Below are 18,758 nucleotides of genomic sequence, written 5' to 3'. Positions count from 1 at the left end.
ACAACTACTCCATATTGGTGTGGCGGGCGCGCATCGCTTCAGGCGAGACGCCGGTCAGGTCCCGGAGCTTCAGCACCATCACTTCGAAGAGAACGAACAGCGCGCCTTCGAAGACCGAGCCCATCGGCAGCACGGACGTCTTTTCCGGGCCCTGGTCGTTGGCCATAGTCTGAGCCGGGATATGCAGTGTGAAGTCGGCCAGCTTCGCGGCAGTGCTGTCGGATTGCGCGGTGAGCAGCAGGACTGTGGCACCGGCCTCGCGCGCTACCCGCATCAAAGTCAGCACCGTCGAGGTCTCGCCCGGGCCGGAACTGGCGAGGAAGACATCGCCCGCGCCCAGCGGCGGCGTCGTCATATCGCCGACAACCGAAACCGGCAGACCGAGGTGATAGAGCCGCATGGCAAAACCCTTGACCTGCAGCGCCTCGCGGCCGCAGCCATAGGTGACGATCTTTCTCGCGCCCGCCAAGATGGCGCAAGCGGCGTCGATGCGGCTTTCGTCGATACGTTCCAGAACGGTACCAAGCTCGTTCAGCGCAATCCCAAACAGGTTTTCGCCGGCGTCCCTCATGACATTTGCACCAGCTTGCAGTTGCCGGAGAACCACTTGAATATGTCAGTCACATCGGCCCCGAACAGCTTGTTTTCATTCATGCTATCACCGCGAAAATCGGTGTCCAACGACACGCAGTGCTTTTGATGTGCCACAGCCGTGATAGTGTCACGGCAAATCGCAAATGAGGAAACGACTGTATATGAAGACACGGCATTTCGACCGCATCGGCAATGGCGGCATCATCTTCACCGAGCTCGGCTTCGGCACCGCGCCGCTCGGCAATCTCTACCGCGCCGTCTCAGACGAGGATGCCAATGCCACGCTGGAGGCGGCATGGCGGGTCGGCTGCCGCTACTTCGACACCGCGCCGCTTTATGGGCTAGGCCTAGCCGAAACGCGGCTCAATCCGTTCCTGCGTTCGAAGAAGCGCGACGACTACGTGCTGTCCAGTAAAGTCGGACGCATCATGCGCGCCTGTCCGCCGGATCAGCGCACCGGCGTCGGCAAATTCTTCGACACCCCTTCGCGCCGCGAGGTCTACGACTATAGCTATGACGGTATCATGCGCTCCTTCGAGGCCTCGCTGGAACGGCTCGGTGTCGACCGCATCGACATCCTCTTCGTGCACGATGTCGACATCTTCACGCATGGCAGCAAGGAAGCCTCGGACCAGCGCATCCAGGAATTCATGAGTTCCGGCTACTATGGATTGCTGGCATTGCGCGACCAGGGCGTGGTCAAGGCGTTCGGCGGCGGCATCAACGAGTGGCAGGTTGCCCAGACGCTGGCCGAGCGCGGCGATTTCGATCTGTTCCTGCTTGCCGGGCGCTACACACTGCTGGAGCAGGAGGCGCTGCAGTCTTTCCTGCCGCTATGCCAGCAACGCGGCATCGGCATCGTTCTCGGCGGGCCTTACAATTCCGGCATCCTGGCAACCGGGCCGAAGCCCGGCGCCTACTACAACTATTCGAAGGCGCCGCAGGACATCATCGACCGCGTCACCCGTATCGAGGCCGTCTGCAAGCGCCACGGCGCGCGCCTGATCGAGGCGGCGCTGCAGTTCCCGCTGCTGCATCCTTCCGTCGTCTCGGTAATCCCCGGCGGCCAGCGGCCTGGCGAAGTCGAAAGCAATCGCTCGCTGCTCGACGCGAAGCTGCCATCGGCGCTTTGGGCCGATCTCAAGAAAGAAGGCTTGATGCGCACGGACGCGCCGACGGCGTAGCGCCGCCCTTTCCAACAGAAAAGAAAAACCGGATATGCCGGTTCTTCTTTTCTCTGAAAGACTTAAGGAGGCGCTTAGTTGACCGCGTCCTTGAGGCCCTTGCCGGCCGAGAACTTCGGCACGGTGCGCGCCGGGATCTTCACTTCCGCACCGGTCTGCGGATTGCGGCCGGTCGACGCGGCGCGTTTTGACACGGTGAAATTTCCGAAGCCGACAAGCCGGACATCGCCGCCCTTTTTCAGTTCGCCGGTGATGACGGAAAACACCGCATCAACCGCCGACTGCGCGTCACCCTTCGAAATACTCGCGGCATCGGCGACAGCGGATACCAGTTCGTTCTTGTTCATAAAAATTCCCTTCCATGAGAAAACCGGAACACTCGACTCATCCGGCAGGAAACGGACTTTAGAAAGAAGCGCCCCGGCAACCAAGTCGAAAAGCGCCAAGAAAGTTGAAAAAAGCCCGGAAATCTGCGGTTCTTCACATGAAAAAGCCGGGCTCAAGGCCCGGCTCTCTCTTTGTGCATTGCAACTTTAGCAAGCGCTAATGCGCCAGCGATTTACCAGCTTCGTCTGCGACATCGACCACGGCCGGCGCATTAACGGGTTCGACCCACTGGATCGGTTCCGGCATACGCACCAGCGCATGGCGCAACACTTCACCGACGCGTGAGACCGGAATGATTTCCATGCCGCTCTTCACGTTTTCCGGAATCTCCGCCAGATCCTTGGCGTTCTCTTCCGGGATCAGCACCTTCTTGATGCCGCCGCGCAGTGCGGCAAGCAGCTTTTCCTTAAGGCCGCCGATCGGCAGCACCCTTCCGCGCAGCGTGATCTCGCCGGTCATCGCCACATCGGCCCTGACCGGGATACCGGTCAGCACCGAAACGATTGCCGTCGCCATCGCCACGCCAGCAGACGGTCCGTCCTTCGGGGTTGCGCCCTCCGGCACGTGGACGTGGATATCGCGCTTGTCGAACAGCGGCGGCTCGACGCCGAAATCGATGGCCCGCGAGCGGACGTAAGAGGCCGCCGCAGAGATCGATTCCTTCATCACGTCGCGCAGATTGCCGGTCACGGTCATGCGGCCCTTGCCGGGCATCATGACGCCTTCCACCGTCAACAGCTCGCCGCCGACTTCCGTCCAGGCGAGCCCGGTGACCACGCCGACCTGATCGTCGCTCTCGACCTGGCCGAAGCGGAAGCGCGGAACACCAAGGTAATCGGCAAGATTGTCCGCCGTGATGTTGATCGTCTTCTTCTTCGTCTTCAGGATCTCGGTCACCGCCTTGCGCCCGAGCTTCATCAGCTCGCGCTCCAGGCTCCTGACGCCCGCTTCACGGGTGTAGGTCTGGATGATGCCGCGGATCGCGTCCTCGCCGACGGAGAACTCCTTCGGCTGCAACGCGTGGTCGCGGATCACCTTGGGCATCAGGTGACGCTTGGCGATTTCGATCTTCTCGTCCTCGGTATAACCGGCGATACGGATGATCTCCATGCGGTCCATCAAGGGCGCAGGGATGTTCAGCGTGTTCGCCGTCGTCACGAACATCACGCTCGACAGGTCGTATTCGACCTCGAGGTAATGGTCCATGAACGTCGAGTTCTGCTCGGGATCGAGCACCTCGAGCAAAGCCGATGACGGATCGCCGCGGAAATCCTGGCCCATCTTGTCGATCTCGTCGAGCAGGAAGAGCGGATTGGATTTCTTCGCCTTCTTCATCGACTGGATGACCTTGCCGGGCATCGAGCCGATGTAGGTGCGCCGGTGACCGCGGATCTCGGCCTCGTCGCGCACGCCGCCCAGCGCCATGCGGATGAACTCGCGACCGGTCGCCTTGGCGATCGACTTGCCGAGCGAGGTCTTGCCGACACCGGGAGGTCCGACGAGGCACAGGATCGGCCCCTTCAGCTTCTTCTGGCGGCTCTGCACGGCGAGGTATTCGACGATGCGGTCCTTGACCTTGTCGAGGCCGAAATGATCCGTATCGAGCACGTTCTGGGCAAAGGCCAGATCCTGCTTGACCTTGGAGTTCCTGCCCCACGGGATCGACAGCAGCCAGTCGAGATAGTTGCGCACCACGGTCGATTCAGCCGACATCGGCGACATCGTCCGCAGCTTCTTCAGTTCGGCTTCCGCCTTTTCGCGGGCCTCCTTGGAAAGCTTGGTCTTCTTGATACGCGCCTCGATCTCGGCGGCCTCGTCGCGGCCGTCCTCGCCCTCGCCGAGCTCCTTCTGGATCGCCTTCATCTGCTCGTTGAGGTAGTATTCGCGCTGTGTCTTCTCCATCTGGCGCTTGACGCGCGAGCGGATGCGCTTCTCGACCTGCAGCACCGAGATTTCGGCTTCCATGAACCCCATCGCCTTTTCCAGCCGTTCCTTGACGGACAGCGTGGCGAGCATTTCCTGCTTCTCGGGGATCTTGATGGCAAGATGCGAAGCGACCGTGTCGGCGAGCTTGGAATAGTCGTCGATCTGGCTGGCGGCACCCACCACTTCGGGCGAGATCTTCTTGTTCAGCTTGACGTAGTTCTCGAAGTCGGTGACCACCGAACGCGCCAGCGCCTCGACCTCGACCTCTTCCTCATCCGGTTCGACCAGCGCCGCAGCACGGGCTTCATGGAAGTCGGGACGGTCGGTGAACGCGACGATCTTCGCGCGCGAGGCACCTTCGACCAGCACCTTCACGGTGCCGTCCGGCAGTTTCAGCAATTGCAGCACATTGGCGAGCGTGCCGATGTCAAAGATCGCATCGGGCTCCGGATCGTCGTCGGCAGCATTCATCTGGGTCGCGAGCAGGATCTGTCTTTCCTGACCCATCACTTCTTCCAGCGCCTTGATCGACTTTTCACGCCCGACAAAGAGCGGAACGATCATGTGCGGGAACACCACGATGTCGCGCAGTGGGAGGACTGCGAAGACGCCGTCGCTGGAAGCCTTGGATAATTTGGCCATTGTCCAACCTTTCATGTCGCGGCCGCCAATCGGCCAACCGCGAATCTCATATTAACGACCGAGGATCGTTCCGCCTACCACCGTTTGTGACGGGAGTTTTACAGCACAGAATTCGGCACCACGGCCTTCTGCCTCTAGTTGGAGGCACTGAGGGTAAAGATCAAGGGTCAACACGGTCCGTACCTCCAATCCGCACTCAGCACGCGGCGCCATGCGCGGTATGCGACAGCAAAACGGCGCCCCGCGGCGCCGTTTCAGAAAAATCCATTGCCGGCTCACGTCAGGCGCTGACGTTGCCCTTCTTCTCCTTCTGCTCGGAATAGATGTAGAGCGGCCTGGCGTTGCCTGACACCACCTCTTCCGAAATAACCACTTCGCGCACGCCTTCCAGTGCCGGCAGCTCGAACATGGTGTCGAGCAAGATCGCTTCCATGATCGAACGCAGGCCGCGTGCGCCGGTCTTGCGCTCGATGGCGCGCTTGGCGATGGCCGAGAGCGCGTTCTCGTGGAAGGTCAGGTCGACATTTTCCATCTCGAACAGCCGCTGATACTGCTTGACCAGCGCGTTCTTCGGCTCGGTCAGGATTTGGATCAGTGCCGGCTCGTCGAGATCCTCCAGCGTCGCCAAGACAGGCAGACGGCCGACGAACTCGGGAATGAGGCCAAACTTCAAGAGGTCCTCAGGCTCGACCAGGCGGAAAACATCGCCGGTGCGGCGATCCTCGGGCGAAGCGACGATAGCGCCGAAACCGATCGAGGTCTTCCTGCCGCGATCCGAGATGATCTTGTCCAGCCCGGCGAAAGCGCCGCCGCAGATAAATAGGATGTTGGCGGTGTCGACCTGCAGAAATTCCTGCTGCGGATGCTTTCTGCCGCCCTGCGGCGGCACGGAGGCGACAGTGCCTTCCATGATCTTCAAAAGTGCCTGCTGCACGCCCTCGCCCGATACGTCACGGGTGATCGACGGGTTGTCCGACTTGCGCGAGATTTTGTCGATCTCGTCGATATAGACGATGCCGCGCTGGGCGCGCTCGACATTGTAGTCGGCCGACTGCAACAGCTTCAGGATGATGTTCTCGACGTCCTCGCCGACATAACCGGCTTCGGTCAGCGTCGTCGCGTCGGCCATGGTGAAGGGGACGTCGATGATGCGGGCCAGCGTCTGCGCCAGCAGCGTCTTGCCGCAGCCGGTCGGGCCGATCAGCAGGATGTTCGACTTCGCCAGCTCGACATCGTTGTTCTTGCCGGCATGGGCGAGGCGCTTGTAGTGGTTGTGGACGGCCACCGACAGCACGCGCTTGGCGTAGGGCTGGCCGATGACGTAGTCGTCGAGAACCTTGAGGATTTCCTGCGGTGTCGGCACGCCCTCGCGCGACTTCACCATCGAGGTCTTGTTCTCTTCGCGGATGATGTCCATGCACAGTTCGACGCATTCGTCGCAGATGAACACCGTCGGCCCGGCGATCAGCTTGCGCACTTCGTGCTGGCTTTTGCCGCAAAACGAGCAATAAAGCGTGTTCTTGGAATCACCGCTGTTGTTGCCGACCTTGCTCATTTTCCTGTCCTTTCATGGCCGCCCGCCGATGGTCTGGTTGAAAGGGCGCATATTCAATCTATCGCGGGAATCCGCTGCCGCCAGTGCCCCGGCTCCCGCAACGCATTCCGTACGAAACACAAATCGGAAAACGGGGCAATGATTCGAACAACCCCACGCAAAGCTAAGCCGTCGAAAATCAACATAGCCTTAACGTAGGCAATTGCACCCGTCGAGGGAACAGCCAATTGTGGCCGAAATGCCGCAAGCTGCGCCAAAAGCGCGTAATCCCGCCACTCATTGCCACCGCAGGGCCACCGCGGGACTATAAGGCAATACCTTCGACCGGCTCACGTGACGAAATGACCTTGTCGATGAGGCCGAAATCCCTGGCCTCGTCGGCAGTCATGAAATGGTCACGGTCGAGCGTTCTTTCAATCTCATCGTAGCTCTTGCCGGTGTGCTTGACGTAAACCTCGTTGAGGCGGCGCTTCAGCTTGATGATATCCTGGGCATGGCGCTCGATGTCGGAGGCCTGGCCCTGGAAGCCGCCGGAAGGCTGGTGGACCATGATGCGGGCATTCGGCGTAGCAAAGCGCATGTCCTTGTGGCCGGCAGTCAGGAGCAGCGAACCCATCGATGCGGCCTGGCCGATGCAGAGCGTCGACACGGCGGGCTTGATGAACTGCATGGTATCGTAGATCGCCATGCCGGAGGTGACGACGCCGCCGGGCGAGTTGATATAGAGGTTGATTTCTTTCTTCGGATTCTCCGCTTCGAGGAACAGCAGTTGCGCGCAGACCAGCGTCGCCATGCCGTCCTCGACCGGGCCGGTGATGAAAATGATGCGCTCCTTGAGGAGCCGCGAGAAAATGTCGTAGGCCCGCTCGCCGCGATTGGTCTGTTCGACCACCATCGGAACGAGGTTCATGTAGGTTTCGACGGGGTTCTTCATGGACTATCCCTTTTTGAGGATGGGATTCCGGCGCCGGAGATTTGCAATCGGGCAGAATCGGTTCTGGATCGTTATTGTGTAAATAGGATGCCGGCTCACCCTAGCGCAAGGCCGCCTCTCCTAGCCATCCGGTTAAGTCGAATCAAGGTTTCCAAGGCAAGTTTCGCCCGTCGCCGTGCCGGCAGCCCTCTCCTGCCGTCGGAAGGTCGCTCATGCCTGGCCGGCGTTTAGCGTTTTCTTAACCGCATCGCTTAACGAAAAGTGGTGAAACCGCTTTTTCCAGCCACGGCTTACCCTACAATTCAACGTTGAACTCGCTTCATGCAGTTCAAACAGGGGGAGTGCGATGATCAGGAAAGCTGCTTCCTCGGCCCTTACCGGCATTACCGTTCTCGGCATGGCGTCCGAAACGGCTGCCGGCGGACGCGCGGTCGAATGCTACGAGCAGGTCAACCGGCCGGCCGTCTACGACACGGTCTATGAGGACGTGCTCGTCAGCCCAGCCGGCCAGCAGGTGGAATACGAGGCGCCAATCTACGGAACGCGCGAGCGCGTGGTGCAGATCGCGCCGGTGCGTGTCAGCTACGAGATCGTGCCCGCCATCACCCGCACCATCTACCGCGCCGTGAGGGTTGCTGACGGCGGCTATTCCTGGGAATGGCGCATCATCCACGGCCGCAAGGTGCTGTGCAAGGTCAGGCACAAGGCACGCTATGAACGAGTGGCCGAAATCGTCGTGGTTGAGCCGGAACGCCGGCGGCGCGTTGTCCTCCCCGCCGAATACGAGAGCGTCGCCGAAGAGGTTCTGGTGCGGCCGGAGCAGCGGCGCATCATCGACATTCCGGCGTCATATCAGACAGTGGCTCGCCGCGTGGTGGTCAGGGAGGGTTCGTCGAGCTGGCGGCGCGTGCATATTCCGAGGCATTGCCGATACTAGGCGCTCAGGGCGCCTCGGCCCTGAGCCATTTCTTCAGGCCGTCGACATCGCCATTGCCGACGCAGGCCGCAACCTTTCTGCCGACTGCCGCGCCGAACTTGTAGCCGTGGCCGGAGCAGGCCGAGACGACCAGGCATTTGCCTTTCTGGTGGGCCAGGAACTTCTCGTCGACGGTGAAGGTGTAGGCGCAGGTGACCACTTCGGTAACCTTATACTCCTCGATACGGGCAATCGGCGGCGAAAACAGGTTGCGGATCGCCTCGCCTTCGCCCGGCACCGGCTGGCGGTTCCAGTCGGCATCGCTGGTCGGCACCCTGTGCAGGCCCGAGCCGAATTTCATGCCGGCGCCACCTGTCGGCGGGATTGCATAGCCGTCGACGCTGCCGCCGATGTCGAGGACGACGGGCGCTGCCTGCCACGTTTCTTTCAAATCCGCCGGCGGTTCGACATAGGCGAGCGCGGTGCGAAAGGTTTTCAGTTCGCCGTCCAGTTCCGGGAACAGTTTCAGGACCCAGGCGCCGGCAGCGACGACGATCCAGTCGGCCTGCATCGTTTCGCCGCTCGCAAGCACGACCTGTCCGGCGTCGGCGTCGATCTCGGCGACCTTGCTGTTTTCGTAGACATTGGCGCCGTTCGCGCGCAGCCACCTGGCGAGGCTAGAGGCGATCTTGCGGCAGTGCAGCGCGCCGCCGTCCGGCGAAAAATATGCATAGCGGAATGAACCAGGTTCTAGGAACGGCCAGCGTTCGACCGCGGCGTCCGGCTCGACCAATTCGAACGGATAATTTCTCGCTTCCATGCCCTTGCGGTATTCCTCCGCCTCATCTCCCGGCTTGCGCGAAATACAGATGAAGCCGCGCGGATCGAGATGGCTTTCACCGAGATCGGCCCACATCTCGTCCCAGGCCTCATAGGCTTCGGTGATCAGCCGGCCGTAGCCCGATCCGGCCCGGTAGGCGCGGCGGATGATGCGATGGCGGTCGCCGGAGGCGGCGAGCGGATTGGGGATCGATCCCTGCTCGACGATCGAGACGAGGTGACCAGCCTTGACCAGCGACCACGCCGTCGAAAGTCCAGCAATGCCTGCACCGACCACGATCACATTCATGAAAACTGTCCTTCCGCAACCGCTTCGGCGGCTCACTCACGGCAGGGCCAACATACGGTCTGGCACCAGACTGGCAAGCCGCGCTAATGATCTGGCATGACCGAATTGAAGCCGCCCTACCTTGCCTTTGATCCAGCCACGCGCAGCCTGCGGCTCGATCCGCACGAGCCGGCTTTCTTCCAGAATCCATACGAAGCCTACGCCTTACTGCATGGCGCATCGAACGCCTTCTTCTGGGAAGAATTTGGCTTCTGGTGCTTTGGCGGCTTCGACGACGTCAACCGTCTGCTGCGCGATCGCCGCTTCGGCCGCCAGAACCCGGCCGGCATTCCGGACAGCCGAGGCATCGGCCAGGACCGCACGCATCTCAGCGCATTCGACGGCGTCGAGGCCAATTCGATGCTGGAGCTGGAGCCGCCTGTCCACACACGGCTCAGAACGCTGGTCAACCGCGCCTTCGTCTCGCGCCAGGTCGAGCGGCTCAGGCCGCGCGTCGAGGCGCTGGCCAACGAATTGATCGACCGTTTCGAACCAGGAGAAGTCGACCTGCTGCCGGCGCTCGCCGCTCCCTTGCCGATCACCATCATTGCCGAGATGCTCGGCGTGCCGGTCGATATGGGGCCGCAGCTGCTCGACTGGTCGCATCGGATGGTCGCTATGTACATGCACGGCCGCACCCGCGAGACCGAAGAAACGGCCAATCGCGCGGCGCGGGACTTTTCGAATTTTTTGCGCGGCTACGTCGCCGAGCGGCGAAAGAGGCCGGGCGAGGATCTTCTGTCGCTGCTGATTGCGGCACAGGAGGACGGCCAGAAACTGTCGGAGGACGAGCTGGTGTCCTCGGCCATCCTTTTGCTCAATGCCGGCCATGAGGCAACTGTCCACCAGACCGGCAATGCGGTGCGCTCGATCCTCGCACAAGGCGGCGACCCACGCCGCTTCTTCACCTCGCCGGAAGCAACAGCCGCGACGGTCGAAGAGTGCCTGCGCTTCGACGCGCCGCTGCACATGTTCACGCGCTACGCCTATCAGAAGGTCGAGGCCGGGCCTGGTATCGTCGTCCAGCCGGGCGAGACGATCGGTCTGCTGCTCGGCATGGCCAATCACGACCCGGTGGCCTTTACCGAGCCCTTCGCCTTCAGGCCGGGCCGCGCCGACCAGAAGAACGTATCGTTCGGCGCCGGCATTCATTTCTGCATCGGCGCGCCGCTCGCCCGGCTCGAATTGCAGGTGTCGCTGAAAACCCTGTTCGACCGGCTACCGCAGTTGCATCTTGCCGAACAGCCGCGCTTGCGCGACACCTATCATTTCCATGGGCTGGAAACGCTCGCCGTGCGCTTTTGAGCATTCGGTCCGGCAGGCTCAGCCGCAGGGGTGATCAAAGCTTGATCACATACTCCTTGCGAGTCGTTTCAAGCACTTCCCAGCTGCCCTTAAAGCCCGGCCTCAGCACGAAGCTGTCGCCGGCCCTGACGGTGCGCGCATCGGCGCCGTCTTCGGCGATCACCGAAACCCCTGACAGGATGTGGCAGAACTCCCACTCATCATATTCGATGCGCCATTTGCCTGGCGTCGCTTCCCAGACGCCGGCATAGAGGCCGCCGTCCTGTTCCTCGACATTCCAGGTGCGGAATTTCGGATCGCCCGAAATCAGGCGATCCGGCGCCGGCGCGCCAAGTTCCGGTTGGACGGTGTCGACGTCGACGGAAAGAAATTTCGGCGCGGTCATGGCGATCAAACCTTGGCGAGAGCCTGTTCCAGATCGGCGACGATGTCGTTGACGTCCTCGATACCGACCGAAAGCCTGACTGTGTCCGGCCCTGCCCCCGCGTTGATCTTCTGCTCGTCGGAAAGCTGGCGATGCGTGGTCGATGCCGGGTGGATGACCAGCGACTTGGTGTCGCCGACATTGGCCAGGTGCGAGAACAATTCGAGCGCTTCGACGAATTTGATGCCCGCCGCATAGCCACCCTTCAACCCGAAGGTGAACACCGCGCCGGCGCCAAGCGGCGAGTACATCTTCTGCAGCGCATTGTTCTTGTCGCTGGGCAGGCCGGGATAGGACACCCAGGCGACCTTGGAATGGTTGGAAAGCCATCCGGCGACTGCGGCCGCATTGTCGCAGTGGCGCTGCATCCTCAGCGGCAAGGTTTCCAGGCCAGTCAGGATAAGGAATGCATTGAACGGCGAAATCGCCGCGCCGATGTCGCGCAGGCCGAGCACGCGGGCAGCGATGGCGAAGGCGAAATTGCCGAAGGTCTCGTGCAGGACCAGGCCGCCATATTCGGGGCGCGGCTCCGACAGCATCGGATATTTGCCCGACTTCGACCAATCGAACGTGCCGCCGTCGACGATGGCGCCGCCGATGGAATTGCCGTGACCGCCGATGAACTTGGTCAGCGAATGCACGACGATGTCGGCGCCATGCTCGATCGGCCGCAGCAGATAGGGCGAGGCCAGTGTGTTGTCGACGATCAGTGGCAGGCCGTGCTTGCGGGCAACGTCGCCGATCTTCTCGATGTCGACGAAGACGCCGCCCGGATTGGCCAGGCTTTCGATGAAGATTGCCTTGGTCCTGTCGTCGATCTGGCTCTCGAAGCTCGAGATGTCATTGGTGTCGGCCCAGCGCACCTGCCAGCCGAAATTTTTGAAGGCATGACCGAACTGGTTGATCGAGCCGCCGTAAAGCTTTGTCGCTGAAACGAAATTGTCGCCGGGCTGCATCAGATTGTGGAAGACCAGCACCTGCGCGGCATGGCCGGAGGCGACCGCAAGGCCTGCCGTGCCGCCTTCGAGTGCCGCGATGCGCTCTTCCAGCACCGCCTGTGTCGGGTTCATGATGCGGGTGTAGATGTTACCGAACGCCTTCAGCCCGAACAGCGAGGCGGCATGGTCGGCATCGTCGAAGACGAAGGAGGTGGTCTGGTAGATTGGAGTCGCTCGCGCGCCGGTCGCCGGATCCGGCTTGGCGCCGGCATGGACGGCGAGCGTGTTGAAACCGGGCGTGCGGGCCATCGAAAACCTCCCTTTGAACCTTCTGAAAAGCGCGCCGCATTCTTGGCGGAGCCCGGTTCCGAATGCAAAGAAGAAAATGCCCTTCCCCGTGATAACGGCGGGCGGGCTGGCGGAAAAATACGGCAGAACTGGAAGATTATTTCTGGCGAACGCCGAAACTCTGGAATCCCGGGCGCATCAGCGGTTTCTTCGACGACAAGACGCCGGAATTGACGCCGGTCCAGCCGATCTCGCCGGACAGCTTGCCGTATTCGATCTTCGGGCAACGGTTCATCACCACCTTGATGCCGGCGGCCTCGGCGCGCGCGGCGGCCTCGTCATTGCGCACACCAAGCTGCATCCAGATGACCTTCGGCAGCGGATCGAGCCGCAAGACCTCCTCGACGATGCCCGGCACTGCCACGGAGCCGCGAAAGACGTCGACCATGTCGATTGGCTCTGGAACATCGGCCAGCCTGGCATAGGTCATCCGCGCGAGGATTTCCTTGCCGGCCTGGCCCGGATTGATCGGGAACACCGAAAACCCCTTGCCGAGCAGATATTTCAGCACAAAGTAGCTCGGCCGCACGTCATTGGCCGACGCGCCGACCATGGCGATGGTCTTCACCGAATTGAGGATGCCGGTGATATAGGCGTTGTCGTAGGCGTCGTGGTTCATGCCTCGTCATACAGCGCTTCGGAGTGAGGTGCCAACAGCCGAGCAAGTGGCTTGCAATGGGCCAGAGGGGAACCTCGTCAGCCGGGCAGCGAGATCGTTCCGTCTTCCGCAATCGGAAAGGCCGGATTGTGCGCGACTTCCCAGACATGCCCATCGGCATCGGCGAAATAGCCATACCAGCCGCCCCAGAAGGCGCGCTGCGCCGGCTTGACGATACGGCCGCCAGCTTTCTCGGCCATCGCCAGCATTTCATCAACCTCGGTGTGGGAGCGGGTGTTGTAGGCGAGATAGACGGCCGACGGCGCCTTGGAGAAGGTAACGCCCGAATCCTCTTCGGCGCTTTGCCGTGGGAACAGGCCGAGAATGGCGCCGCCCATCTGGAAGAAGGCAACGCCCTCGGTGATCCCGGCATGGCGCTTCAGACCCATCGCCTCGTAGAAGCGCACGGCGCGGTCGAGATCGTCCGTGGCGATTGTGATGATGGAGATGCGCGGTTCCATATCCGCCTCCTATTCCTCCGGCCATTCCGCCTGGCGCTTGCCGATGAAGGCGCCGATGCCCTCTTCCGCATCGCGCGCCAGCATGTTCTCGACCATGACGCGCCCCGTGTAATCATAGGCCTCGGCCAGCCCCATCTCGGCCTGCTCATAAAACGCTTCCTTGCCGATCTTGACGACCAAGGACGATTTGGAGGCAATGGTTTGCGCGTATTTGGTGACGATTTGATTCAGATATTCGCGCGGCACGACGCGGTTGACCAAGCCGAATTCCTTGGCGGTTACCGCATCGATCGTCTCGCCGGTCAAAAGCATCTCCATGGCGTACTTGCGCGAGATGTTGCGCGACAGCGCGACCATCGGCGTCGAGCAGAACAGGCCGATATTGACGCCAGGCGTGCAGAAGGTCGCCTCGTGCGAGGCGATGGCGAGGTCGCAGCTGGCGACCAGCTGCAATCCGGCCGCTGTCGCCAGGCCATCGACTTCGGCGATCACCGCCTTAGGATGGCGAACGATCGCCTGCATCAGGGAAGCGCAGGCGGAAAACGTCTTTTCGAAGAAGGCCCTGCCGCGATCGGCATCGTCGCGGTGCGCGCTCAACTCCTTGAGGTCGTGCCCGGCGCAGAACACTTTGCCGGTCGCCCCAAGCACGATGACACGGACGGATTTGTCGGCCTTGGCGCGGTCGAGTTCCGCCGTCAGCGCCGCCATCGTTGCAAGCGAAAGAGCGTTGGCCGGCGGATTGGCGAGCGTCAGGCGCACCACGCCGTTGTCCAGCCTGGAGACGACCGGCCCTTCGGCAACGGCAGGCTTGATGGCGACGATTTCGGCCATGATCGTTCCTCTGCGATTCCGGATCGGTGATGAACCAATCTAGTATGCCGGCTCGCTTCGTCCAACTCCCTCGTCCGCTTCTGCCCTAATGAATGGCCGTTGCCAGAAACGCCACGTCGCGTTCATACAAGCAGGGCGCAAAACCGGGAGACTGAAATGCCTGCCCAAAGCAATCTCCAGCCGGTGCTGACGGCTGCCGAAATCAACACGCTGATGGCAACCGTTTTCCCGCAGCTCAACGACCAGTTCACCTTCTATGAGGCGTTGGAGGTGTTTCCAGGCGGTTGTATCGTGCGACTCAATGCCGACGAGCGCCATTTGCGCCCCGGCGGCACCGTGTCGGGTTCGGCGCTGTTCACGCTGGCCGACATAGGCGGCTATGTCTGCGTGCTATCGCATGCCGGACCGGATGCGCTTTCGGTCACCACCAGCCTCAACATCAATTTCGTCCGCAAGGCCGAGGCCGGGCCGATCGACGGCCATTGCCGCATCCTGAAGCTGGGCAAGAGCCTGATGGTGTTCGACATCGACATCGTCGCCGGGCCTGAGAGACACACGGTAGCGCACGCAACGGGCACCTATTCGATCCCACCAAGGCGGGTACCGGCCTGATGCTTCTATTGAATTTTTTGTTGATGTGTATATATGTGCGCACAGGGATCTTTGTTTGAGCGTGACAGCCGCAAAATCGTGAAGCGTCTCGAGGATGATGGTTTCGAGCTGGTTTCCGTACGCGGCTCGCATCACAAGTTTCGAAAGGGCGAGATCGTGTTGATCGTTCCGCATCCGGAGAAGGATCTACCAACCGGTACAGCTCGCGCCATCTCCAAACAAGCGGGCTGGATATAGGTGACCTGAAGCGTCTTGGAGGCTGAGATGAAGAACTATTTCGCGTTGGTCGATAAAGATCCCAACAGCGCGTTCGGCATTCGCTTTCCCGACATTCCCGGCTGCTTTTCAGCCGCGGACGAGGCGGAAGACATCGTTCCGAATGCAGTCGAAGCGTTGCAACTGTGGGCGGAGGACATGCCTGTTCCCGAACCGTCCAGCCATGAGGCGATCGTCGCGCTTGCGGATGTACGCAAAGCACTTGCTGAAGGAAGCTATCTGGTCTCGGTACCACTCATCGACAATGACAGCGCCGTCGTGAGGGCGAATGTAACTTTCGAGCGCGGCGTCTTGCGGGCGATCGACGCCGCAGCGCGCGACCGAGGCATAACGCGATCGGCATTCCTCTCCAGCGCAGCTCGCAAGGAAATCGAGGCAAAGCACTGAACTCACCTGACACAGGGCCAAAATCGCGATGTGGTAAAATCATACCTTTAACTCAAATCCTTGTTTTCATTTAAGTTTATCTTCCAGCAATCATTTCATGCGCCTTGACGCGATAACCACCCTCCCCTATAAACCGTGACGAAGCAGCGGCCCGCAAAGGCCGCCGTTTTGTTATTGGCGACAGCAAGTGCCTTTTGCCAATCCAAGCAACAAGAAACGCCTTCCCTTGTCGTTCTCGTTCGTGAATGGGGGAAGGTCCGAACCGAAAGCAACAATCCATGGCAACCTTTTCGCAGAAGCCTGCGGATGTGGTGAAGAAGTGGGTGCTGATCGACGCCGAGGGTCTCGTCGTCGGCCGTCTCGCCACTGTCATCGCCAATCATCTTCGCGGCAAGCATAAGCCCACCTTCACCCCGCACGTCGACGACGGCGACAACGTCATCGTCATCAATGCCGACAAGGTGGTGTTCACCGGCAAGAAGTTCACCGACAAGGTCTATTACTGGCACACCGGCCACCCCGGCGGCGTCAAGGAGCGCACCGCGCGCCAGCTGCTCGAGGGCCGCTTTCCCGAGCGTGTCGTCGAAAAGGCCGTCGAACGCATGATCCCGCGCGGCCCGCTCGGCCGACGCCAGATGAAGAATCTCCGCGTCTATGCAGGCACGGAACATCCGCATGTCGCCCAGCAGCCCGTTGTCCTCGACGTGGCCAAGCTGAACGCCAAGAACAAGAAGGTTTCGTAAGATGGCTGAGCTTTCCTCGCTCGCAGAACTCGGAACTGCCACCGGCAACACCAACACCCAGCCGGCAGCACCCGTCCATGTCCAGAAGCTCGACAAATCGGGCCGCGCCTATGCCACCGGCAAGCGCAAGAACGCCATCGCGCGCGTCTGGGTGAAGCCCGGCTCCGGTAAGATCGTCGTCAACGACAAGGTGTTCGCCGAATATTTCGCGCGTCCAGTCCTGCAGATGATCCTCAACCAGCCGATCATCGCCGCCAACCGCGCCGGCCAGTACGACATCGTTGCCACTGTCATCGGCGGCGGCCTTTCCGGCCAGGCTGGTGCCGTGCGCCACGGCATCTCCAAGGCGCTGACCTATTACGAGCCGGCGCTGCGCGCCGTACTCAAGAAGGGCGGCTTCCTGACCCGCGACAGCCGCGTCGTCGAGCGCAAGAAGTACGGCAAGGCGAAGGCCCGCCGGAGCTTCCAGTTCTCCAAGCGCTAAGCGCTGCGCAGTTACACGCTATCGAAAGGCCGCCTCCGGGCGGCCTTTTCCATGAATGGCGGCAACCAATCACCGGCGGCAGGCGCGGCTCGCTCGCATCGTGGCAGACTTCAGGCCTTGATGAAGTCGATAAACGCCCGGAGCGGCGCCGGCACGAGGCGCCGGCCGGGATAATAGAGGAATGGCCCGGAGAAGCTCTGCCACCAGGGCTCAAGCAGCGGCTCGAGCGCCCCGCTCTCGAAATGAGGGCGTAGCCAATCCTCGAACAGGCTGATGATGCCGGTGCCGGCGATGGCTGCATCGACTTTGAGGTCCGTCGCCCCGCCCAGGGTCACGAGAAGCGGCCCCGTCGGGTCGACCCGCACCACCTCGCCGTCGCGCTCGAATTCCCACGGCGGCATCGCACGGCTGGCAAAGCGGCCGCGCAGGCAGGCGTGGCCGAGCAGGTCGCTCGGGTGTTGCGGCCGGCCATGACGATCCAGGTAGGCAGGGCTGGCGGCGGTGGCGAAACGCTGCACGCGCGGTCCGATCGGCACGGCGATCATGTCCTGCTCCAGGCGCTCGTCGTAGCGGATGCCGGCGTCGCAGCCGGCCGCCAGCACATCGACGAAGCTTTCCTCAGCGATCACCTCCAGCCGGATGCCGGGATAGGCGGCAAGGAACCGCGGGACGATGCTGGGCAGGACCAGCCGCGCCGCGCTGACCGGCACGTTGAGGCGCAACAAGCCAGCCGGCCTGTCGCGAAAGCCGTTCACCACGTCGAGAGCCGACTCCACCTCGGTCAAGGCTGGACCGAGCCGCGCCAGCAGGCCTTCGCCGGCCTCCGTCAGGACGACGCTGCGGGTCGTCCTGTTGAGCAGCCTGACACCGAGCTGCGTCTCGAGGCGGCGCACGGCCTCGCTCAAGCCCGACGCGCTGCCACCGCTGGCGCGGGCGCCATCGCGAAAACCCTTGGCGCGCGCCACGGCCACGAAAGCGTTCAGATCCCCGAGATCGATCTTCATTGTTCGTCATTCCGCACAGCCTGTGCGGATTGTACCCAATTATCATGGGATCGGACAGCGTCTATCTGTGCGCCATCCCTGAAGGAGAAAGACCATGTCCAGTATCGACCAGTCCGGCACATTCATCCTCGGCGACCGCAAAGTCAGACGGCTCGGCTACGGCGCCATGCAGCTCGCAGGGCCCGGCGTCTTCGGCCCACCAAAGGACCACGACGCGGCATTGGCCGTACTGCGCGAAGCCGTTGCACAAGGCGTCAACCACATCGACACCAGCGACTTCTATGGCCCGCACGTGACCAACCTGTTGATCCGCGAAGCGCTCGCACCCTATCCCGACGACCTCGTTATAGTCACCAAGATCGGCGCCCGGCGCGGCCAGGGCGGATCGTGGCTGCCGGCCTTCTCGGCCCAAGAACTCACCCAGGCGGTGCACGACAATCTGCACAATCTCGGGCTCGACGTGCTGGAGGCGGTCAACCTTCGGATCATGTTCGACGCGCATGGCCCCGCCGAAGGGTCGATCGAGGCGCCGCTTGCGACGCTCGCCGAGCTTCAGCGACAGGGCCTCGTGCGCCACATCGGGCTGAGCAACGTCACCGCTGCGCAGATCGCCGAAGGCCGCAGGATTTGCAAGATCGTCTGCGTGCAGAATCAGTACAATCTGGCGCATCGGGGCGACGATGCCTTGATTGACGATCTCGCCCGCGACGGCATCGCCTATGTGCCGTTCTTCCCGCTTGGCGGCTTCAATCCGTTGCAGTCGTCGACCTTGTCCAAGGTCGCCGCACGCCTCGGCGCCACGCCCATGCAGGTCGCGCTCGCCTGGCTGCTTCGCCGCGCGCCCAACATTCTTCTGATCCCAGGCACGTCTTCCGTCGCGCATCTCAGGGAGAACCTCGCCGCGGGCGATCTCGCGTTGCCCGAAGATGCGATCGAGGAATTGGACAGTATCGCCGGCAGTGTCCCCGCTCACGCGTAGCG

21 protein-coding genes are annotated in these 18,758 nt (G+C 61.8%); 9 read left to right on the top strand and 12 right to left on the bottom strand.

Features of this window, described 5'->3' with window-relative positions; all coding sequences use genetic code 11:
• Positions 1-4: 4 nt before the first annotated feature.
• Positions 5-571, bottom strand: a complete 567-nt coding sequence (hxlB, locus tag NKJ72_RS12400) for a 6-phospho-3-hexuloisomerase (RefSeq protein ID WP_352477319.1) — start codon at positions 569-571, stop codon at positions 5-7.
• 184 nt (positions 572-755) lie between these two features.
• Here hxlB and NKJ72_RS12395 point away from each other — a divergent pair, with 184 nt between their 5' ends.
• The gene (locus tag NKJ72_RS12395) at positions 756-1,778 is read left to right on the top strand and encodes an aldo/keto reductase (protein ID WP_352477317.1); all 1,023 of its coding nucleotides are present in this window, start codon (positions 756-758) and stop codon (positions 1,776-1,778) included.
• A 74-nt stretch (positions 1,779-1,852) separates the two neighbouring features.
• Here the strand turns inward: NKJ72_RS12395 and NKJ72_RS12390 are convergent, their stop codons facing one another.
• From NKJ72_RS12390 to NKJ72_RS12375, 4 genes are all read right to left on the bottom strand, one after another.
• Positions 1,853-2,125, bottom strand: a complete 273-nt coding sequence (locus NKJ72_RS12390) for an HU family DNA-binding protein (RefSeq protein ID WP_006201846.1) — start codon at positions 2,123-2,125, stop codon at positions 1,853-1,855.
• A gap of 196 nt (positions 2,126-2,321) precedes the next feature.
• Positions 2,322-4,733 (bottom strand): endopeptidase La, encoded by a 2,412-nt coding sequence (gene lon, locus NKJ72_RS12385; RefSeq protein ID WP_352477503.1) that lies wholly within the window; start codon positions 4,731-4,733, stop codon positions 2,322-2,324.
• A gap of 280 nt (positions 4,734-5,013) precedes the next feature.
• Positions 5,014-6,288 (bottom strand): ATP-dependent Clp protease ATP-binding subunit ClpX, encoded by a 1,275-nt coding sequence (gene clpX, locus NKJ72_RS12380; protein WP_006332719.1) that lies wholly within the window; start codon positions 6,286-6,288, stop codon positions 5,014-5,016.
• Between the two features lie 304 nt (positions 6,289-6,592).
• Positions 6,593-7,222, bottom strand: coding sequence for an ATP-dependent Clp protease proteolytic subunit (locus tag NKJ72_RS12375; protein WP_254817601.1), 630 nt, complete (start codon positions 7,220-7,222; stop codon positions 6,593-6,595).
• A gap of 346 nt (positions 7,223-7,568) precedes the next feature.
• Here NKJ72_RS12375 and NKJ72_RS12370 point away from each other — a divergent pair, with 346 nt between their 5' ends.
• The gene (locus NKJ72_RS12370; protein ID WP_352477314.1) at positions 7,569-8,159 is read left to right on the top strand and encodes a hypothetical protein; all 591 of its coding nucleotides are present in this window, start codon (positions 7,569-7,571) and stop codon (positions 8,157-8,159) included.
• Positions 8,160-8,163: 4 nt separating this feature from the next.
• Here NKJ72_RS12370 and NKJ72_RS12365 read toward each other — a convergent pair whose 3' ends face one another.
• Positions 8,164-9,267, bottom strand: a complete 1,104-nt coding sequence (locus NKJ72_RS12365) for an NAD(P)/FAD-dependent oxidoreductase (protein ID WP_352477313.1) — start codon at positions 9,265-9,267, stop codon at positions 8,164-8,166.
• Between the two features lie 96 nt (positions 9,268-9,363).
• Between NKJ72_RS12365 and NKJ72_RS12360 the strand changes: the two genes are divergently transcribed.
• A complete protein-coding gene (locus tag NKJ72_RS12360) occupies positions 9,364-10,611 on the top strand; it encodes a cytochrome P450 (protein WP_352477311.1) in 1,248 nt (415 codons plus the stop codon).
• A gap of 34 nt (positions 10,612-10,645) precedes the next feature.
• Here NKJ72_RS12360 and NKJ72_RS12355 read toward each other — a convergent pair whose 3' ends face one another.
• From NKJ72_RS12355 to NKJ72_RS12335, 5 genes are all read right to left on the bottom strand, one after another.
• On the bottom strand, positions 10,646-10,996 hold the full coding sequence (locus tag NKJ72_RS12355) for a cupin domain-containing protein (RefSeq protein WP_254817597.1): 351 nt from the start codon (positions 10,994-10,996) through the stop codon (positions 10,646-10,648).
• Between the two features lie 5 nt (positions 10,997-11,001).
• Positions 11,002-12,282: an O-acetylhomoserine aminocarboxypropyltransferase gene (locus NKJ72_RS12350; RefSeq protein WP_254817596.1), complete on the bottom strand. Its 1,281-nt coding sequence runs from the start codon at positions 12,280-12,282 to the stop codon at positions 11,002-11,004.
• Between the two features lie 136 nt (positions 12,283-12,418).
• Positions 12,419-12,940 (bottom strand): CoA-binding protein, encoded by a 522-nt coding sequence (locus NKJ72_RS12345; RefSeq protein ID WP_352477310.1) that lies wholly within the window; start codon positions 12,938-12,940, stop codon positions 12,419-12,421.
• 77 nt (positions 12,941-13,017) lie between these two features.
• A complete protein-coding gene (locus tag NKJ72_RS12340; protein WP_352477309.1) occupies positions 13,018-13,440 on the bottom strand; it encodes a VOC family protein in 423 nt (140 codons plus the stop codon).
• A 9-nt stretch (positions 13,441-13,449) separates the two neighbouring features.
• Entirely contained in the window at positions 13,450-14,271 is an 822-nt protein-coding gene (locus tag NKJ72_RS12335; protein WP_352477307.1) for an enoyl-CoA hydratase, read from the bottom strand.
• Between the two features lie 156 nt (positions 14,272-14,427).
• Between NKJ72_RS12335 and NKJ72_RS12330 the strand changes: the two genes are divergently transcribed.
• The 5 genes from NKJ72_RS12330 to rpsI all read left to right on the top strand — a co-directional run bounded on the left by NKJ72_RS12330 (position 14,428) and on the right by rpsI (position 16,773).
• Complete coding sequence (locus NKJ72_RS12330; RefSeq protein ID WP_352477306.1) at positions 14,428-14,883, top strand: PaaI family thioesterase; 456 nt, start codon at positions 14,428-14,430, stop codon at positions 14,881-14,883.
• Between the two features lie 33 nt (positions 14,884-14,916).
• The gene (locus tag NKJ72_RS12325) at positions 14,917-15,120 is read left to right on the top strand and encodes a type II toxin-antitoxin system HicA family toxin (RefSeq protein WP_352477305.1); all 204 of its coding nucleotides are present in this window, start codon (positions 14,917-14,919) and stop codon (positions 15,118-15,120) included.
• A 27-nt stretch (positions 15,121-15,147) separates the two neighbouring features.
• Positions 15,148-15,546, top strand: a complete 399-nt coding sequence (locus NKJ72_RS12320) for a type II toxin-antitoxin system HicB family antitoxin (protein WP_352477304.1) — start codon at positions 15,148-15,150, stop codon at positions 15,544-15,546.
• A 278-nt stretch (positions 15,547-15,824) separates the two neighbouring features.
• The gene (gene rplM, locus NKJ72_RS12315; protein WP_023674645.1) at positions 15,825-16,289 is read left to right on the top strand and encodes a 50S ribosomal protein L13; all 465 of its coding nucleotides are present in this window, start codon (positions 15,825-15,827) and stop codon (positions 16,287-16,289) included.
• Position 16,290: 1 nt separating this feature from the next.
• On the top strand, positions 16,291-16,773 hold the full coding sequence (gene rpsI / locus NKJ72_RS12310) for a 30S ribosomal protein S9 (protein ID WP_023717316.1): 483 nt from the start codon (positions 16,291-16,293) through the stop codon (positions 16,771-16,773).
• Between the two features lie 110 nt (positions 16,774-16,883).
• Here rpsI and NKJ72_RS12305 read toward each other — a convergent pair whose 3' ends face one another.
• Positions 16,884-17,777, bottom strand: a complete 894-nt coding sequence (locus NKJ72_RS12305; RefSeq protein ID WP_254817589.1) for a LysR family transcriptional regulator — start codon at positions 17,775-17,777, stop codon at positions 16,884-16,886.
• 94 nt (positions 17,778-17,871) lie between these two features.
• Here NKJ72_RS12305 and NKJ72_RS12300 point away from each other — a divergent pair, with 94 nt between their 5' ends.
• A complete protein-coding gene (locus tag NKJ72_RS12300) occupies positions 17,872-18,756 on the top strand; it encodes an aldo/keto reductase family oxidoreductase (RefSeq protein WP_352477303.1) in 885 nt (294 codons plus the stop codon).
• The last annotated feature ends 2 nt before the right edge of the window (positions 18,757-18,758 follow it).

This window comes from Mesorhizobium sp. M0045 (assembly GCF_040323385.1).
In the GTDB taxonomy this organism is placed as follows: domain Bacteria; phylum Pseudomonadota; class Alphaproteobacteria; order Rhizobiales; family Rhizobiaceae; genus Mesorhizobium.
This window is presented reverse-complemented; position numbering and strand designations above follow the sequence as displayed.

Coding starts and splice junctions, on each gene's coding strand:
- NKJ72_RS12300 (WP_352477303.1), top strand. CDS start 17,872: ATGTCCAGTATCGACCAGTCCGGCACATTCATCCTCGGCGACCGCAAA.
- NKJ72_RS12330 (WP_352477306.1), top strand. CDS start 14,428: ATGCCTGCCCAAAGCAATCTCCAGCCGGTGCTGACGGCTGCCGAAATC.
- rpsI (WP_023717316.1), top strand. CDS start 16,291: ATGGCTGAGCTTTCCTCGCTCGCAGAACTCGGAACTGCCACCGGCAAC.
- clpX (WP_006332719.1), bottom strand. CDS start 6,288: ATGAGCAAGGTCGGCAACAACAGCGGTGATTCCAAGAACACGCTTTAT.
- NKJ72_RS12340 (WP_352477309.1), bottom strand. CDS start 13,440: ATGGAACCGCGCATCTCCATCATCACAATCGCCACGGACGATCTCGAC.
- rplM (WP_023674645.1), top strand. CDS start 15,825: ATGGCAACCTTTTCGCAGAAGCCTGCGGATGTGGTGAAGAAGTGGGTG.
- NKJ72_RS12325 (WP_352477305.1), top strand. CDS start 14,917: ATGTGCGCACAGGGATCTTTGTTTGAGCGTGACAGCCGCAAAATCGTG.
- NKJ72_RS12345 (WP_352477310.1), bottom strand. CDS start 12,940: ATGAACCACGACGCCTACGACAACGCCTATATCACCGGCATCCTCAAT.
- hxlB (WP_352477319.1), bottom strand. CDS start 571: ATGAGGGACGCCGGCGAAAACCTGTTTGGGATTGCGCTGAACGAGCTT.
- NKJ72_RS12395 (WP_352477317.1), top strand. CDS start 756: ATGAAGACACGGCATTTCGACCGCATCGGCAATGGCGGCATCATCTTC.
- NKJ72_RS12350 (WP_254817596.1), bottom strand. CDS start 12,282: ATGGCCCGCACGCCCGGTTTCAACACGCTCGCCGTCCATGCCGGCGCC.
- NKJ72_RS12390 (WP_006201846.1), bottom strand. CDS start 2,125: ATGAACAAGAACGAACTGGTATCCGCTGTCGCCGATGCCGCGAGTATT.
- NKJ72_RS12320 (WP_352477304.1), top strand. CDS start 15,148: ATGAAGAACTATTTCGCGTTGGTCGATAAAGATCCCAACAGCGCGTTC.
- NKJ72_RS12365 (WP_352477313.1), bottom strand. CDS start 9,267: ATGAATGTGATCGTGGTCGGTGCAGGCATTGCTGGACTTTCGACGGCG.
- NKJ72_RS12305 (WP_254817589.1), bottom strand. CDS start 17,777: ATGAAGATCGATCTCGGGGATCTGAACGCTTTCGTGGCCGTGGCGCGC.
- NKJ72_RS12370 (WP_352477314.1), top strand. CDS start 7,569: ATGATCAGGAAAGCTGCTTCCTCGGCCCTTACCGGCATTACCGTTCTC.
- NKJ72_RS12335 (WP_352477307.1), bottom strand. CDS start 14,271: ATGGCCGAAATCGTCGCCATCAAGCCTGCCGTTGCCGAAGGGCCGGTC.
- NKJ72_RS12355 (WP_254817597.1), bottom strand. CDS start 10,996: ATGACCGCGCCGAAATTTCTTTCCGTCGACGTCGACACCGTCCAACCG.
- lon (WP_352477503.1), bottom strand. CDS start 4,733: ATGGCCAAATTATCCAAGGCTTCCAGCGACGGCGTCTTCGCAGTCCTC.
- NKJ72_RS12360 (WP_352477311.1), top strand. CDS start 9,364: ATGACCGAATTGAAGCCGCCCTACCTTGCCTTTGATCCAGCCACGCGC.
- NKJ72_RS12375 (WP_254817601.1), bottom strand. CDS start 7,222: ATGAAGAACCCCGTCGAAACCTACATGAACCTCGTTCCGATGGTGGTC.